The sequence below is a fragment of the Streptomyces sp. NPDC111802 genome (genome assembly GCF_055634335.1).
In genome coordinates this window covers 75,873-90,951 of the sequence record NZ_JBVKCZ010000007.1, presented here as the reverse complement: position 1 = coordinate 90,951, position 15,079 = coordinate 75,873, and the positions used below count along the sequence as shown (strand labels likewise).

At 72.0% G+C, this 15,079-nt stretch carries 14 protein-coding genes; 2 read left to right on the top strand and 12 right to left on the bottom strand.

The window, feature by feature from the left end; all coding sequences use genetic code 11:
• Window positions 1–12 precede the first annotated feature (12 nt).
• From ACZ7NC_RS09545 to ACZ7NC_RS09500, 10 genes are all read right to left on the bottom strand, one after another.
• Window positions 13–405 carry an NUDIX domain-containing protein gene (locus tag ACZ7NC_RS09545; RefSeq protein WP_471486433.1) on the bottom strand — a complete coding sequence of 131 codons (393 nt, stop codon included), beginning with the start codon at window positions 403–405 and terminating at the stop codon, window positions 13–15.
• A 219-nt stretch (window positions 406–624) separates the two neighbouring features.
• Window positions 625–1,443, bottom strand: a complete 819-nt coding sequence (locus ACZ7NC_RS09540; protein ID WP_471486431.1) for a TrmH family RNA methyltransferase — start codon at window positions 1,441–1,443, stop codon at window positions 625–627.
• 64 nt (window positions 1,444–1,507) lie between these two features.
• Window positions 1,508–2,740, bottom strand: coding sequence for a uroporphyrinogen-III C-methyltransferase (gene cobA, locus ACZ7NC_RS09535; RefSeq protein WP_471486429.1), 1,233 nt, complete (start codon window positions 2,738–2,740; stop codon window positions 1,508–1,510).
• Window positions 2,741–2,898: 158 nt separating this feature from the next.
• Window positions 2,899–7,071: a nicotinate-nucleotide--dimethylbenzimidazole phosphoribosyltransferase gene (gene cobT / locus ACZ7NC_RS09530; RefSeq protein ID WP_471486427.1), complete on the bottom strand. Its 4,173-nt coding sequence runs from the start codon at window positions 7,069–7,071 to the stop codon at window positions 2,899–2,901.
• Window positions 7,072–7,439: 368 nt separating this feature from the next.
• Entirely contained in the window at window positions 7,440–8,651 is a 1,212-nt protein-coding gene (gene cbiE, locus ACZ7NC_RS09525) for a precorrin-6y C5,15-methyltransferase (decarboxylating) subunit CbiE (protein ID WP_471486425.1), read from the bottom strand.
• Window positions 8,652–8,760: 109 nt separating this feature from the next.
• Window positions 8,761–9,399: a GNAT family N-acetyltransferase gene (locus tag ACZ7NC_RS09520; protein ID WP_471486423.1), complete on the bottom strand. Its 639-nt coding sequence runs from the start codon at window positions 9,397–9,399 to the stop codon at window positions 8,761–8,763.
• A 142-nt stretch (window positions 9,400–9,541) separates the two neighbouring features.
• Window positions 9,542–10,375, bottom strand: a complete 834-nt coding sequence (locus ACZ7NC_RS09515; RefSeq protein WP_471486421.1) for a MetQ/NlpA family ABC transporter substrate-binding protein — start codon at window positions 10,373–10,375, stop codon at window positions 9,542–9,544.
• 69 nt (window positions 10,376–10,444) lie between these two features.
• Window positions 10,445–11,170, bottom strand: a complete 726-nt coding sequence (locus ACZ7NC_RS09510; RefSeq protein ID WP_471486420.1) for a methionine ABC transporter permease — start codon at window positions 11,168–11,170, stop codon at window positions 10,445–10,447.
• Complete coding sequence (locus ACZ7NC_RS09505) at window positions 11,167–12,210, bottom strand: methionine ABC transporter ATP-binding protein (RefSeq protein ID WP_471486418.1); 1,044 nt, start codon at window positions 12,208–12,210, stop codon at window positions 11,167–11,169. Before ACZ7NC_RS09505 ends, ACZ7NC_RS09510 begins: the two co-directional genes overlap by 4 nt.
• A gap of 327 nt (window positions 12,211–12,537) precedes the next feature.
• A complete protein-coding gene (locus ACZ7NC_RS09500) occupies window positions 12,538–13,185 on the bottom strand; it encodes an HAD family hydrolase (RefSeq protein ID WP_471486416.1) in 648 nt (215 codons plus the stop codon).
• Window positions 13,186–13,254: 69 nt separating this feature from the next.
• Between ACZ7NC_RS09500 and ACZ7NC_RS09495 the strand changes: the two genes are divergently transcribed.
• Both ACZ7NC_RS09495 and ACZ7NC_RS09490 read left to right on the top strand, forming a co-directional pair.
• Window positions 13,255–13,614: a hypothetical protein gene (locus tag ACZ7NC_RS09495; RefSeq protein ID WP_471486414.1), complete on the top strand. Its 360-nt coding sequence runs from the start codon at window positions 13,255–13,257 to the stop codon at window positions 13,612–13,614.
• Window positions 13,595–14,038 (top strand): hypothetical protein, encoded by a 444-nt coding sequence (locus tag ACZ7NC_RS09490; RefSeq protein WP_471486412.1) that lies wholly within the window; start codon window positions 13,595–13,597, stop codon window positions 14,036–14,038. The genes ACZ7NC_RS09495 and ACZ7NC_RS09490 overlap by 20 nt, the downstream gene beginning before the upstream one ends.
• On the opposite strand, the gene ACZ7NC_RS09485 is transcribed toward ACZ7NC_RS09490, so the two are convergent.
• Together ACZ7NC_RS09485 and ACZ7NC_RS09480 are read right to left on the bottom strand one after the other, a co-directional pair.
• Window positions 14,028–14,525: a GNAT family N-acetyltransferase gene (locus ACZ7NC_RS09485; protein WP_471486410.1), complete on the bottom strand. Its 498-nt coding sequence runs from the start codon at window positions 14,523–14,525 to the stop codon at window positions 14,028–14,030. The two genes, ACZ7NC_RS09490 and ACZ7NC_RS09485, sit on opposite strands and share 11 nt — an antisense overlap.
• Before the next feature lie 45 nt (window positions 14,526–14,570).
• Complete coding sequence (locus tag ACZ7NC_RS09480) at window positions 14,571–15,077, bottom strand: RNA polymerase sigma factor (RefSeq protein WP_471486408.1); 507 nt, start codon at window positions 15,075–15,077, stop codon at window positions 14,571–14,573.
• Window positions 15,078–15,079 lie beyond the last annotated feature (2 nt).

The following is a 15,079-nucleotide window of genomic DNA, read 5'->3' as shown; positions in this document are numbered from 1 at the left end:
GCCCCGTCGGCCTCACAAGTCCGGCAGGATCCGCTCGAAGAACTCCCGGTCGCCCTCGAAGACCGGGTCCAGGGCCAGGAACTCCGCCGACGTGACCCAGCGGGCCTCGCCGACCTCGTCGGGGTCGGCGACCACATCGCCGGAGTCGGCGCGCGCCGTCCACCAGTGGAGCCGGAAGCGGCCGTCGTCCGTCTCCGACTCCCAGACCTTGGCCAGTGGTACGACGGTGAGGCCGACCTCCTCGCGGACCTCCCGTACGACGGCCTCGCGCTGGGTCTCCCCCGGCTCGATCCTGCCGCTGACGGGTTGCCAGTAGCCGGGGCGCGCGACACCCGGGCCGCGCCGGACGGCGAGCAGGCGGCCGGCGCGGAGCAGGACCGCGACGATCGCCTCGCCCCGGCTCATGTACGGCCCCTAGGTCGTGTCCGCAAAGTCCCGTCGTCCGCCCGGAGGGCGGGCCCCGCGGCGTCTGGTGCGTGCTCTCGGCGTGCCGGGCGGAGCCCCTTGTACTGGATGTACTCGGGGCTTCGCCCGGTGCGGCGAGTGGGGGCACCTCCCACGCCCTTAAGGCAGTGGGGGAGCGTGCCAGGCGTCACGGGGCAGGCGGGACTTTGCGGACACGGCCTAGGCCTGTGGGCGGCCGGTGGCCACCGCGTAGAAGGCGACCGCGGCCGCCGCGCCGACGTTGAGGGAGTCGACGCCGTGGGCCATCGGGATGCGGACCCATTCGTCGGCGGCCACCAGGGCCTGGGTGGACAGGCCGTCTCCCTCGGCGCCCAGCATCAGGGCGACCCGGTCCATCCGGTGCGGGGCGGCCTCGTCGAGGCTCTTGGCCTTCTCGACGGGGGTGAGGGCGAGCAGGGTGAAGCCCGCCTCGCGGACCGACTCCAGGCCCTTGGGCCAGGTCTCCAGGCGGGCGTAGGGCACCGAGAAGACCGCGCCCATGGAGACCTTGACGCTACGGCGGTACAGCGGGTCCGCGCAGTCCGGCGAGAGCAGCACCGCGTCCATGCCGAGGGCGGCGGCCGAGCGGAAGATGGCGCCGATGTTGGTGTGGTCGTTGACCGACTCCATGACGACCACGCGGCGTGCGGTCTGCAACAGGTCGGTCGCCGTCGGCAACGGCTTGCGCTGCATCGACGCGAGCGCGCCGCGGTGCACGTGGTAGCCGGTGACCTGCTCGGCGAGCTCCGGGCTGACCGCGTACACCGGGGCCGGGAGCTCGTCGATGACGTCGCGCATGACGTCGACCCACTTGGCCGACAGCAGCATCGAGCGCATCTCGTAGCCGGCTTCCTTCGCGCGTCTGATGACCTTCTCGCCCTCGGCGATGAACAGGCCCTCGGCCGGCTCACGCTTGCGGCGCAGTTCGACGTCGGTCAGGCCCGTGTAGTCGCGCAGGCGCGGGTCGGTGGGGTCATCGACGGTGATGAGATCGGCCACAGAGTGATACTGCCTTGTCCTGGGTGCGGTGCCAACGGTTCGGAACGGGTTGTGTTACCCGCGGTTACGCGGAGGCGCTCGGTCCTACCCTCACGACCTCGCCGATGACGATGACCGCCGGCGGCTTGACCTCGTGTTCGGTCACCGCCTGGCCGGCCGTGGCAAGGGTCGCGTCGACCCGGCGCTGGGCGGCCGTCGTGCCTTCCTGGACCAGGGCGACCGGGGTGTCCGGGGACTTGCCGTGGGCGATGAGGGTCTCGGCGACCTTCCCGATCGTGCCGACGCCCATGAGGATCACCAGTGTGCCGGTCAGCCTGGCGAGGGCCGGCCAGTCGACCAGGGAACGCCCGTCGTCGGGCGCGATGTGGCCGCTGACCACCGTGAACTCATGGGCGACGCCTCGGTGGGTGACCGGGATGCCGGCGGCGCCCGGGACCGAGATCGAGCTGGAGATACCGGGCACGACCGTGCACGGCACGCCCGCCTCGGCCAGCGCCTGCACCTCCTCCATTCCACGGCCGTAGACGAAGGGGTCGCCGCCCTTGAGACGTACGACCGACTTGCCCTGCTTGGCGTGGTCGATCAGCGCGTTGTTGATGGCCTCCTGGGCCATGAAGCGGCCGTACGGCAGCTTCGCCGCGTCGATCACCTCGACGCTCGTGGGAAGTTCCGCGAGCAGGTCGCGCGGGCCCAGGTGGTCGGTGATGACCACGTCCGCCTGGGCGAGCAGCCGGCGGCCGCGCACGGTGATCAGGTCCGGGTCGCCGGGGCCGCCGCCGACCAGGGCGACACCGGGGGTACGGGTGCGGTGGTGCGGGGCGACGAGAGTGCCGTCGCGCAGGCCCTCGACGACCGCGTCACGGATGGCGGCGGTGTGGCGGGGGTCGCGGCCGCGGGCCTCGGTGGTCAGGACGGCGATGGTGACGCCCTCGCTGTGGCCGGTGGCGGGGGTCCAGGCCGTCGCCTGGTCCGCGTCGTCGGAGCGGACGCACCAGACGCGGTGGCGCTCCGCCTCGGCCGAGGCCCGCGTGTTGGCCTCCTTGTCGCCGGTGGCGATCAGGGCGTACCAGGCGTCGGCGAGGTCGCCGTCCGCATAGGGGCGCTTGTGCCAGGTGAGCTCGCCCGCGTCCACCATCGCCTCGACCGACGGGGTCGCCTCGGGCGACACGAGGAGGATGTCGGCGCCCGCTGCGATGAGGGCCGGGAGGCGGCGCTGGGCCACCTGGCCACCGCCGAGGACGACCACTTTGCGGCCGGAGAGGCGGAGGCCTACGGGGTAGGCGGGGTTTTCGGCCATGAGGGTGCGGCTCCCTTTCGCGGCGGCGGTGCGATGCCCTGACGTGCGGATTTTATGCTGCGGGCCCTGGTGACGATCCGGGTGTCCGGTGGCTGGGCGACCACGGCGACGTAACGGGGGACCCGGGGTTGTACTCCCCGGGTCCCCCTGTTGCCCGCCTACTTCTCGGTGACCCCTGCCGAGTCGAACGTCGCCACCTCGTGCATCGCCCGCGCCGTGCTCTGCACCAGCGGCAGTGCCAGCAGCGCGCCCGTGCCCTCGCCGAGGCGGAGGTCGAGGTCGACCAGGGGGCGCAGGCCCAGCTTGTTGAGGGCGGCCACATGGCCGGGCTCGGCGCTGCGGTGGCCCGCGATGCAGGCGGCCAGGACCTCGGGGGCGATGGCACGGGCGACCAGGGCCGCGGCGCCGGCGCTGACGCCGTCCAGGATCACCGGCGTACGCAGGGACGCGCCGCCCAGCAGGAGGCCGACGATCGCGGCGTGTTCGAAGCCGCCGATCGCCGCGAGGACGCCGATCGGATCGGCCGGGTCGGGCTGGTGGAGTTCGAGGGCGCGGCGGACGACCTCGGTCTTGCGGGCGAGGGTCTCGTCGTTGATGCCGGTGCCGCGGCCGGTGACCTCGGCCGGGTCGGCGCCGGTGAACACGGAGATCAGGGCGGCCGAGGCGGTGGTGTTGGCGATGCCCATCTCACCTGTCAGCAGCGCCTTGTTGCCGGCTGCCACCAGGTCGCGGGCCGTCTCGATGCCGACCTCGATGGCCTGCTTGGCCTCCTCGCGCGACATCGCGTGGCCGGTCGTCATGTCGGAGGTGCCCGCGCGGACCTTGCGGGGCAGCAGACCGGGGGTGGCGGGCAGGTCGGCGGCGACGCCCACGTCCACGACGCAGACCTCCGCGCCCACCTGTCCCGCGAAGGCGTTGCAGACCGCTCCGCCGCCGAGGAAGTTGGCCACCATCTGGGCCGTGACCTCCTGCGGCCAGGGGGTCACGCCCTGGGCGTGCACGCCGTGGTCACCGGCGAAGATCGCGACGGCCGCGGGCTCCGGGATCGGCGGCGGGCACTGCCGGGACAGGCCGGACAGCTGCGCGGAGATGATCTCCAGCATGCCGAGCGCGCCCGCCGGCTTGGTCATGCGCTTCTGCCGCTCCCAGGCCTCGCCGAGTGCCTTGGCGTCCAGCGGGCGGATCTGGGCGACGGTCTCGGCGAGCAGGTCGTGCGGCTCCTCGCCGGGCAGGGCGCGACGGCCGTACGTCTCCTCGTGCACGACCCACGACAGCGGGCGGCGCTTGGACCAGCCGGCCTGCATCAGCTCGGGCTCGTCCGGGAACTCGTCGACGTACCCGACGCACAGGTAGGCGATGACCTCGAGGTGCTCGGGCAGGCCCAGGGTGCGGACCATCTCGCGCTCGTCGAAGAAGCTGACCCAGCCGACGCCCAGGCCCTCGGCGCGGGCGGCGAGCCAGAGGTTCTCGACGGCGAGCGCGGCGGAGTAGGGCGCCATCTGCGGCTGGGTGTGCCGGCCGAGGGTGTGGCGGCCGCCTCGGGTCGGGTCGGCGGTGACGACGATGTTGACCGGGGTGTCGAGGATGGCCTCGATCTTCAGTTCCTTGAACTGCTTCGCCCGGCCCTTGGGCAGCGACTTGGCGTACGCCTCGCGCTGACGCATGGCCAGTTCGTGCATGGTGCGCCGGGTGTCCGAGGACCTGATGACGACGAAGTCCCAGGGCTGGGAGTGGCCGACGGAGGGCGCGGTGTGGGCGGCCTCCAGGACGCGCAGCAGCACCTCGTGCGGGATGGGGTCGCTGCGGAAGCCGTTGCGGATGTCCCGGCGCTCGCGCATGACCTTGAGGACGGCCGCGCGTTCGGCGTCGTCGTAGGCGGGCGCCGCGGGGCCGGTGGACTGACGTGTTTCCTCGACCACGGCCGTGCTCTCTTCTGCCCGGTCTTCCTGATCGGCGGCCCGGGTGTCCAGGTCCTCCGCGTGCTGTACGAGTTCGGGGTCGCCCTCGCGGGGCGCCGGGACCGTGGGTACGGGACCCGGCCCCTGCTCCACGGGCAGGACGATCGGCTGCGGCGGGGTCGGGGCGAGGTGCGGGGTGGTCGGCACCGAGCCCTCGACCGCCACGAACTGGCCCAGCGGCTGCACGGGCGCGGGCTCCTGGGACGTGCCGGTCGGGGGTACGGCGGTGGCCTCGCCCTCGCCGGACTCCGCGAGCGGGATGGGCGCTTGGGCCGGAGCCTCGACGACCTGCGCGGGCTGGAGCTGCGGGCCGGCGGGGTCGGCGACGAAGGGCTCGGGGTCCTCGGCCGGGGCCGGCTGCGGGGCGGTTGCGAGGAGGGGCTGGGGAGACACGGCCGCATCCGGGGGCTGCGGGGCGTCCGGGATCTGGACCGCGGCAGGGTCCGCCACGGCGGCTTCCCCCTCGGCGACGGGCGCACTCACGGCCACGGCCTCCGCTTGGGCGTCGGGCTCCGTCGGAGCGCCGTCCTGGGTCGGTTGCTGCGCGGCGTTCGGGTCCATGACGGTCTCCGGGGCCTGAGCGGACGGCTCGGCCGGGGCAAGGGGTTCGCTCTGCTGCTGGGCTGCCTGATCGGCGTCGGCGGGATGCGGCACCGGTTCGGGGGCTACGACGACGGAGGCGCCGTCGGCGGGGGCGGCACCGGCGTCGGTCGGCTGCGGGGCCGGTGCGACGGGCTCGGCGTCCGCGAGCTGGGGGCTCTGAGCAGCGTCCGGTGTGGGCGGGAGGGGGACGGTCTCCGGGGTCGCCTGGACAGGGTCCGGCAGGGCCTGGGCCGTGTCCGGCAGGGACTGAGCAGGGTCCGGCAGGGCCTGAGCGGCCTCCGGAGCCTGGTCGGGCTCCGGGGTGAGGGGCTCGGAGACCTGCGGGGGAGCCTCGGGCGCGGCACCGTCGATGAGCTGGACGGCCTCCTGAGCGGGGGCTTCGGGAACCTGGATCGCCTCCGGAGTCGGGGCGTCCGGAACCTGGACCGCCGCCGGGGCGGGGGCTTCCGGGACCGGCACGGCCTCGGGGGGAAGCGCCGCCTCGGGCAGCGGTTCGCTCTCAGGGGCGGCGGCGTGACCCGCCTCGGGACCCTGGTCCACCTCGACGCCAGACACCTCGGGACCCTGGCCGGCCTCGGCGCCAGGCATCTCGGCGACCTGACCGGCCTCAGCGACGGGCGGCGCCTCGGAAACCGGAGCGGCCTCAGGGGCGGAGCTCTCGGCGACCTGGCCGGCTTCAGCCACCGGCACCTCGGCGCTCTGCGCCACCTCGCCGACAACGGCGTCGGCGACCTCAGCACCGGCCGGAACCGGACCGACCTCGGCGACCTGGCCACCCTGCGGCGCCTCGCCGACGACGGCGACCGGGTCGGCACCGGAGTCAATCGGGCCGGCACCGGAGTCAGCCGCAGCCTCACCGCCGTCGGAAGCTGTCGCGTCCCCGGCGACCTGGTCGACCGCGGAAGCGGACGCGACCCCGGCACCCTCATCAGCACCCGGAGCACCGGCACCGGTGGCATGAGCGGCCACACCCTCCTGGCCGGCGTCCTGACCGGGCACCGCCTCCGCGGCCGGCGTGGCAACGGACGCGGCGTCACCCCCCGCCGGCTCCTGACCGCCGTACACACCCTCCTGTGCGGCAGGTACACCGATGACCTCGGCCTCCTGAGCCGCGCCCGTCGCCGCACCGGCCTCGGTGGCGACCCGTGTCACGACCGCCTGGGCGGCGCCCGAGGGCTGGTCGGTGGGGACAACCGTTTCGGCAGCCCCCGCCTCCGTGCCCACCGGCACAGCGGCCGGAACCTGGGCCTGGACGCCGGACTGGGCGGCGGCGGGCCAGGGTGTCGCCGGCTGCGGGACCGTGGCGTCGAGGTACTCGGGGCCGGCCGGGGCCACGCCGGGCTGGCGGGCCGGCGCGGCGACGGCGCCGCGGTCGGCGAGGGAGCGGACCGGGCTGGCGGAGGCGTTCGGGATCGGCGGGCCGAGATGCAGGGGACGCCGTGGAGTGATCGGCGGGATCGGCGTCGTGGGGGCCGTGGGCGTCGAGGGGCCCGGGAGGCGGACGTCGCTGAGGTCGACCGAACCGCTGTCACGGCCGGAGATCTCGTGCGCTCCCGGCTGGTGAACGGCCTCGACGACCGGCTCCGGCGCGGGCGGGGCGACCTCGTTGCCCCAGGCGCCCTGAGAGCCGGGCATCAGCAGGTCTTCGTCCTCGGCGGTGGTCTCGGAGAGATAGCTGTACGCACCCTGCGCCGCAGGGACGCCCGGCTGCTCAGCCATGCCTGCGCTCTCCGGCAGTCCCTCGCCCGGGACCTGGCCGGTGTCGGTCATGCGTACCCCTCGCCCATCGGTTAGTGCTTATACGACCAGCTCACCGGGGACGGCGCACCGACCGCCCCCGCAGTGAAGAACGAGCGTGCGTGCTCAGCGGCACGAACGACCCGTCCCAAAATGGCGACAAAGCCATTGAGTGGCATTGTCGTGGCCGTTCGGCCGTCGCGACAGGCTGATCCGCGACAGGCCGCTGTGGACTGCGCCACGTTGCGCGTCCTCCGGTTCCGCCGTACCACACCCACCCCAAACGGGGCGTGTTTTTCCGGACATTGACCGACGAAAAGCCGGGCGACCGAGTGCGGTACAACGATCGGCCAGCCTACCGCGCGCGGTACGACAACCGGATCACCGGGACGGGTGGACGGTCACACCGTGCGATCGGGCAGTACCCCGCTGAGCAGGAAGGCGACGCTCCGCTCCCGCTCCGTCCAGGCCCGCGTGTCGAGTTCGACGGACTGCAGGAGGGCGCACTCCACGTCATATCCGTGCGAGGTGAGGTCGCGGCCGATGAGTTCGGCGTCGTCGCGGGTCGCGGCGTGCGTGACGACGCGCAGCGGGCGCCGGTCGGCGACGGCGGAGACGACGGCCGCTCCCCCGCCGCCGACGCGTACGACGTCCGGTTCGGGGAGGTTCTCCAGAATGTGCGGGGCGGTGCCGTGGACGACCTGGAGCTGGACGCCGAACGCGCGTGCGTTGGCCTCGGTGCGGGCGCAGGCCTGCGGGTCGCGGTCGACGGCGATGACGGCCGCCCCGGCCCGGGCCGCCTCGGTGGCGAAGGCGCCGCTGGCGCAGCCGATGTCCCACACGAGGTCACCGACGCGCGGGCCGAGCCGGGCGAGTTGGGCGGCGCGGAGCGGTTCCAGCTCGCCTTCGCCCATGAGACCGCCGTAGGACTCGGCGGGCAGTGTCCAGCCGCGCGGCGCGGCGGACGGGTCGCGGCCGGCGATCCAGCCGCCGCCCTCGGCCGCGGCCACCGTGCCGCCGATGACGATGACGACGTTGGGGTCGCGCCAGGTGTGGTCGGCGGCCTTGTCGGAGGTGACGACGGTGACCTGCTCGCGATCGGTGCCCAGTTCCTCGCAGATGACGAAGGTGCGGTGCACGCCCTCCAGCAGCAGGCCGAGTTCGGCGGGTCCGGCGCCGGGTGAGGTGAGGACGGCGACCTTGGTGTGGGCTCGGCACACATTCACCGCGCGTCGCAGCGTGCGACGGTGTGCGACGACCACCTGTGCGTCGTCCCAGGGCATGCCGGCGCGGGCGAAGGCGGCGGCGACCGAGGAGACGGCGGGGACGACCTCGACCTCCAGGCCGAACTCGGGCGCGCGCAGGGTCCGTACGACTCCGAAGAAGCCGGGATCGCCGTCGGCCAGCACCACCGCGGTCCCGCGATGACCTGCGATGCGGCGGGCGGCGAGGGCGACGCTGCCCAGGCGGATGCGCTCGGCGGCGCGCGGCACCTCGGCCAGCGCCAGGTGGTGGGCGGCACCGGCAACGAGCGTGGCGGCACCGAGGGCGGAGCGTGCCGCGGCGGTCAGCGGCGAGCCGTCCCAGCCGATCACCGTGACGCGGTCGGCCATCGTCGTCAGTCTCCAGGGTTTGCGCAGATCGTCGTGCGGCGGTCCGAGGGGCAGGCTCCGTGAGGGTACCCGGTCGCCGTTTCGGCACCCCCGGTGCCCAAGGGTTCCGTCAGTTCCACTCGCCGAACGAGGTGAAGCCGCGGGAGTCGGCCAGCTGCTCGCCGGCGCCGTCGAGGTCCTCCGGCAGCAGACTCCACACGATGAAGTCGGTGCGTACATCGGCCCAGCTGCCGTCGTCCCTGCGGACGTGCGCTATGCAGGCGTTGCGCAGGACGCCCTCGCTGATGCAGCCGATCTTCTGGGCGACCTGCTGGGAGGCGGTGTTGTCGGCGGCGGTGCGGATCTCGATGCGCTCGAACTTCTGGTCGCCGAGGAGCCATTGGGCGGTGGCGAGCGCGGCCTCGGAGGCGTAGCCCTCGCCGCGGGCCCAGGGGGCGACGGTGTACGACAGTTCGGTGGACCGGATGTGCCAGTTGGTCTTGGTCAGCTGGACGATGCCGACCAGGCGCTGGGTGAGGAACTCGGTGACGGCGAGGTCGAGTCCGCGGCCGGCCTCCCGCTCGGTCGGGGCGTACTCGGTGATCCAGGCGCGGGCGCCGTCCTCGGTGAAGGGCTGGGGGACATCGGTCCAGGCGCCGACCTGTTCGTCGTTCATCATCTCGGCCAGTGCGGGCACGTCGTCCTCATCGAGGGGACGCAGCACCAACCGCTCCGTGCTGATGGAGATGTTGGGGAAGGTGCTAGTCATGCGCCGCTCCGTAACCTTCGACGAACGTTCAAGGCCTGCTGAACTGCCCAGCATGCAGCATGAAAGCACCGAACCGCACCACGGGGTCCACACCAAGTGAAGGTGTGGACCCCGTGCGTGGCGATACGCCGTATACGCCCCGTCAGAAAGCGGCGACGACCGCTCCGTCGTACTTGTCCTCGATGAACTTCTTCACCTCGGGCGAGGTCAGCAGCTTCGCGAGCTTCCGCACCCGCGGGTCGTCCTCGTTGCCCTTCTTCACGGCGAGGAAGTTGCCGTACGGGTTGTCCTTGGGCGACTCGGCGGCGATGGCGTCCTTGGCCGGGCTGAGGTCGGCCTCCAGCGCGTAGTTGCCGTTGATGACGGCGGCGTCGACGTCGGCGAGGGAGCGCGGCAGCTGGGCGGCCTCCAGCTCCTTGAACTCGATGTTCTTCGGGTTGGAGGCGATGTCCTTCGGGGTCGCCTCGTAGCCGACGCCCGCCTTGAGCTTGATCACACCGTTGATCTCAAGGAGCTTCAGCGCGCGGGCCTCGTTGGTGGTGTCGTTCGGCAGGGCGATGGTGGCGCCCTTCTTCAGGTCCGTCAGCTTCTTGACGCCCTGGGAGTACACACCGAGCGGCTCCAGGTGCACCGTGGCGTTCGGCACGGCGACGATGTCGGTGCCGTTCTTCTTGTTGAAGTCGTCCAGGTACGGCTGGTGCTGGAAGTAGTTGGCGTCGACCTCACCCTGCTGGACGGCCGTGTTGGGCGTCACGTAGTCGGTGAACTCCTTGACCTCGAGGTCGAGGCCGGCCTTCTTCGCGAGGTTGTCCTTGATGTAGGTGAGGATCTCGCCCTGCGGGGTGGGCGTGGCGGCGATCTTCAGCGGGGAGCTCGCGTCGGAACCGGAGTCGTTGTCCGAGCCGCAGGCGGAGAGCCCGAGGGTGAGGGCTCCGGCGGCGAGGACGGCAGTGGTGATCTTGGCGGTGTTACGCACGAAAAGTGCCTTTCCTTATGGGTGGTGCGACCCCGACATGGGTGTTCGGGGGGTTCTGGGGAGCTGGACCTAGACGGTCTTGCTCGTCGCCGTCGACGCCTTCAGCAGCCGCAGCTTCGGTGCCGGGCCCGACTGGCCGCCGCGGCGGTGCAGGGAGCGGGCGGCGTAGTCGCCGGCGGACTGGAGGAGGGAGATGACGACGGCGAGGATCGCCACGGTGATCCACATCAGCTCGGTCTCGAAGCGCTGGAAGCCGTAGCGGATGGCGATGTCGCCGAGGCCGCCGGCGCCGACCACGCCCGCCATGGCGGAGTAGCCGATGAGGGCGACGATCGTGGTCGTGGTGCTCGCGATGAGGGACGGCAGGGACTCGGGGACGAGGACCTTGCGCACGACGGTCCAGGTGTTGCCGCCCATCGACTGCACGGCCTCCACGAGCCCGCCGTCCACTTCGCGGACAGCCGTCTCGACCAGGCGCGCGAAGAACGGGATCGCACCGATCGCGAGCGGCACGATGGCGGCCTCGCGGCCGATCGTCGTGCCGGTGACCCAGCGGGTGAAGCTCATCAGCGCGACCATCAGGATGATGAACGGCATCGACCGGGCGACGTTCACGATCTGCCCGATGACCTTGTTGGCCAGGACGTTCTGGAGCAGGCCGCCCCGGTCGGTGAGGACGAGCAGGATGCCGAGCGGGAGGCCGCCGACGACGGCGATGAGGGTGGACCAGCCGACCATGTAGAGGGTGTCCCAACACGCCTGCTCCAGCAGGGGCTGCATCTCGGACCAGGTCACTTGGCACCTTCCTTCAGCAGAACGGGCTCCTGGCCCAGTACGTCGATCTGCAGGCCCTGTTCGCGCAGGAAGCCGATCGGCACGACGTTGTCCTCGTAGCGGCCGGGCAGTTCGATGCGCATCCGGCCGACCTGGAGGCCGCCGACGGTGTCGATGGCGGCGCCGAGGATCGAGATGTCGATGTTGTAGGTGCGGGAGAGCTGGGAGATGACGGGCTGGGTGGCGGCCTCGCCGTGGAAGGTCACGTCGACGACGGTGCGGTCGTCGGCGGAGGCCTCGCCGCCCACCGGGAAGAGCGCGGAGGCGAGCTGGGAGCCGGGGGTCGCGAGCAGCTCGCTGACCGTGCCGGACTCGACGATGCGGCCGTTCTCCATCAGCGCGGCCGAGTCGCAGACCGACTTCACGACGTCCATCTCGTGCGTGATGAGCAGGACGGTCAGGCCCAGCTGCCGGTTCAGGTCGCGCAGCAGCTGGAGGATGGAGCGGGTGGTCTCCGGGTCGAGGGCGCTGGTGGCCTCGTCGGACAGCAGGACCTTGGGGTCGCCGGCCAGGGCGCGGGCGATGCCGACGCGCTGCTTCTGACCGCCGGAGAGCTGGGCGGGGTAGGCCTTGGCCTTGTCCGCGAGACCGACCAGGTCGAGCAGTTCGAGCGCCTTGCGGGAGCGCTCCTCGCCCGACTTGCCGAGGATCTCCAGCGGCAGCTCGACGTTGTCCTGGACCGTCCGGGAGGACAGCAGGTTGAAGTGCTGGAAGACCATGCCGATACGGCCGCGCGCCCGGCGCAGTTCCTTGCCGGCCCGGGGACCGCGGCCCGCGAGGGCAGTGAGGTCCTGTCCGGCGACGGTCACCGTGCCGGCGGTGGGGCGCTCCAGCAGGTTGACGCAGCGGATGAGCGAGGACTTGCCGGCGCCGGACTGGCCGATGACGCCGTACACCTCGCCTTCGCGGACGTGCAGATCGACGCCGTCGAGGGCGGTGACCTCTCGGCCGCGCGAGCGGTGAGCCCGGTAGATTTTCGTCAGGCCCGTTGTGGTGATCACTGGGGTTTCCATCACTGTCGAGTACGCGGGCATGGGTGTGCCCTGGTACGGGAGGGGGGATGTGCGCGGGCAGTGTGGTCACGTACGGCGAACGGCGTACGGACATGCCACGGTGGCTCGCTTCGGGGCGCGAGGCTCAGGAAGTGGTGCGGGGGCCCTCTAGAAGGCGCACATTCGGCACATGCGACACATACAACGAGCACCGGGCGTCATCGTCGCCTCGGTCGCAGAAGTGCGGTAGCTCGTCGTGGTCATGCGATCAGTAAACCAGACGTACGGTCCTTACCCGCCGCCGCTGTCCGCATGCTGGACAGCGGCGGACAGCCGTCAGCCGCGGACGGAGATCTCCACGCCGCCGTCGCTGACCAGCGCCGACAGGGCGGAGAGGTCCGGCACGACGAGGTCGGCGTCGACCTCGTGGGCCTGGTGGGTTGTGGTCAATGCCACGGTGATCATTCCGGCGGCGCGACCGGCCGCGAGGCCCGCGGGGGCGTCCTCGAAGACGACGCAGTGGGCCGGGTCGACGCCCAGTTCGCGAGCGGCGAGGAGATAGGGCTCGGGGTCGGGCTTGCCGCGCGTGATGTCGTCGGCGGTGACCATCGTCTTGGGGAGGATGCCGACGGCGTCGAGCCGGGCCTCGGCGAGCCGTCGGGTGGCGGAGGTGACGACGGCCCAGCGGTCGGCCGGCAGCGAGTCGAGGAGGTCCTTCGTGCCGGGCAGCAGGTGCACGCCGCCGTTCGGTACGTCCTCGACCTCCAGCGTCTCGATCCGAGCGAGGGCCTCCGGCACGACGTCCGCGGGCAGCAGCTCGGCGACTATCTCGACGGCCGGGCGCCCGTGCAGCTCGACCCTGCCGAACTCCTCCGTGATGCCGTACTCCTCGGCCCACCTCGCCCAGCAGCGGTCAACGGAGTCGAGGGAGGAGACGAGGGTGCCGTCGTTGTCGAACAGAAGGGCTTGTGCGCGGATCTTCATGCGCTCGACCCTACGGTGTGGGCCGGGGGCGGCCGCATCAGGCCTTTTGGGCCGTAATAGGCTCGCCGCATGTTTGATGCCCTGACGCTGGTGACCGGGGTCGCCGCGCTGCTGCTCGCCGCGTGGTGCGGGTGGGCGGCGTACCGTGATCAGCCGACCAAGGACTGGCACTTCATCGGCATGGCCGTGGTGACGGTGCTGGCCCTGGTGCAGCTGGTGATCGGGATCGTGCTGCTGGCGCGGGGCGACAAGCCGGAGCAGGGCACGACGATCTTCGTGGCGTATCTGCTGGGGTCTTTCGCGTGCATCCCTGCCGCGGGCTTCATGTCGCTGGCCGAGCGGAGCAAGTGGGGTTCGGTGACGGTCGCCGCCGGCGGTGTGGTGCTGGCCGTGCTGGAGGTGCGGCTCTATGACATCTGGGGAGGCTGAGGTGGCCGTGTCGGAGGAGAAGCCCACCCGGACGCGACTGATCAGCGGGCCCGGGATCCTGCTGGTGTGGCTGTACGGCGTGATGGTGGTCGGGGCCGTGTCGCGATCGGCGTACCAGATCGCGACGGAGTTCGACCGGGCGCCGCTCGCGTATTCGTTGTCGGCCGTGGCGGGGCTCGTCTACGGGTTCATCACGTACACGCTGGTGCGGGGCGGCGAGAAAGCCCGCAGGGCGGCGCTGGTGTGCTGCGCCGCCGAACTCGCGGGCGTTCTGATCGTCGGCACCTGGACCCTGGTGGAACCCTCGGCGTTCCCCGACGCGACCGTCTGGTCCGACTACGGCATGGGGTATCTCTTCATCCCCGTACTGCTGCCCCTGTCGGCCATCTACTGGCTCCGCAAGGCACGAACCGTCAAGCAGTAGTGGCGTACGTACCCGCCGGCTTCTCCAGGACGATCATCGGGACGCCGTCGGCTCCCTTCGACGTGCCCACCGTCTCGTAACCGACCTTGCGGTACAGGCGGAGGTTGCTCTCGCTGCGGTGACCCGTTTCCAGGCGGAACCGCTTGGCGCCGCGCTGTTCGGTCAGGGCCGCTTCCGCGGCGCGCAGGAGGCGGGCGCCGATGCCGTGGCCCTGGAGGCGGGGGTGGACGCAGAGCTTGCCGATGGCGGCCGAGCCGTCCTCGGTGCTGCTGCCGCGGACCGAGCCGACCACTTCCTCGCCGAGCCGTGCCACGAAGACGCAGTCCGCGGCGACCTCCGCCCGGACCGAGTCCAGGGTCTGGACGAGGGGGTCGATGCGGTAGTTCCCGTACAGCGCCGCCTCGCTCTGGAAGCACAGGTACTGAAGCCTGAAGATCTGCTCCGCGTCCTGCTCGGTCGCCGCAGAAATGGTCACGCTCATGCCCATGTGCGCACGCCTCCCGCTCACCTGATCGCCTGTTGTTCCTCACTCCTATCCCCGCGCTCCGCGGGCCGCAACCTCCGGCGTCAGCAATCTGCGCAGACATCCCAGGCATCTGGAACGTTCCGGGCCGAGACTGCCCTGTGAGATACCCAACTCCCCCGCGATTTCCCGGTATGTCGGGTCGTGAGGCGAGAGGAGGGCCTCCACGAGCCGGGGACAGCGGCCCGGGAGGCGGCGAACGGCGTCGCGCAGGGCGCGGTGGCCGGCGGCCGCGAGGGCGAGGCGTTCGGGATCGTCGCCACTGTCGTCCGCCGGCTCGCTCTCGTACGGCCGTTCGAGCCGCGTCCTACGACGGCTTCGGCGTGCCTCGGAGCGCACGGCCCGGCGCAGCCAGCCCTGCGGGTCCACGGGCGGGCCGTCGGAGTCGAGGCGTTCCAGCAGGCGGAGCCAGACCGCCTGTTCCAGGTCGCCCGGTTCCGCTCCGGAGGCGGGCGCCTCGGCGGAGGCCTCCGCGATCAGCAGGGGGCGCAGGGCGGCAACCAGGTTGTCCGTCATAT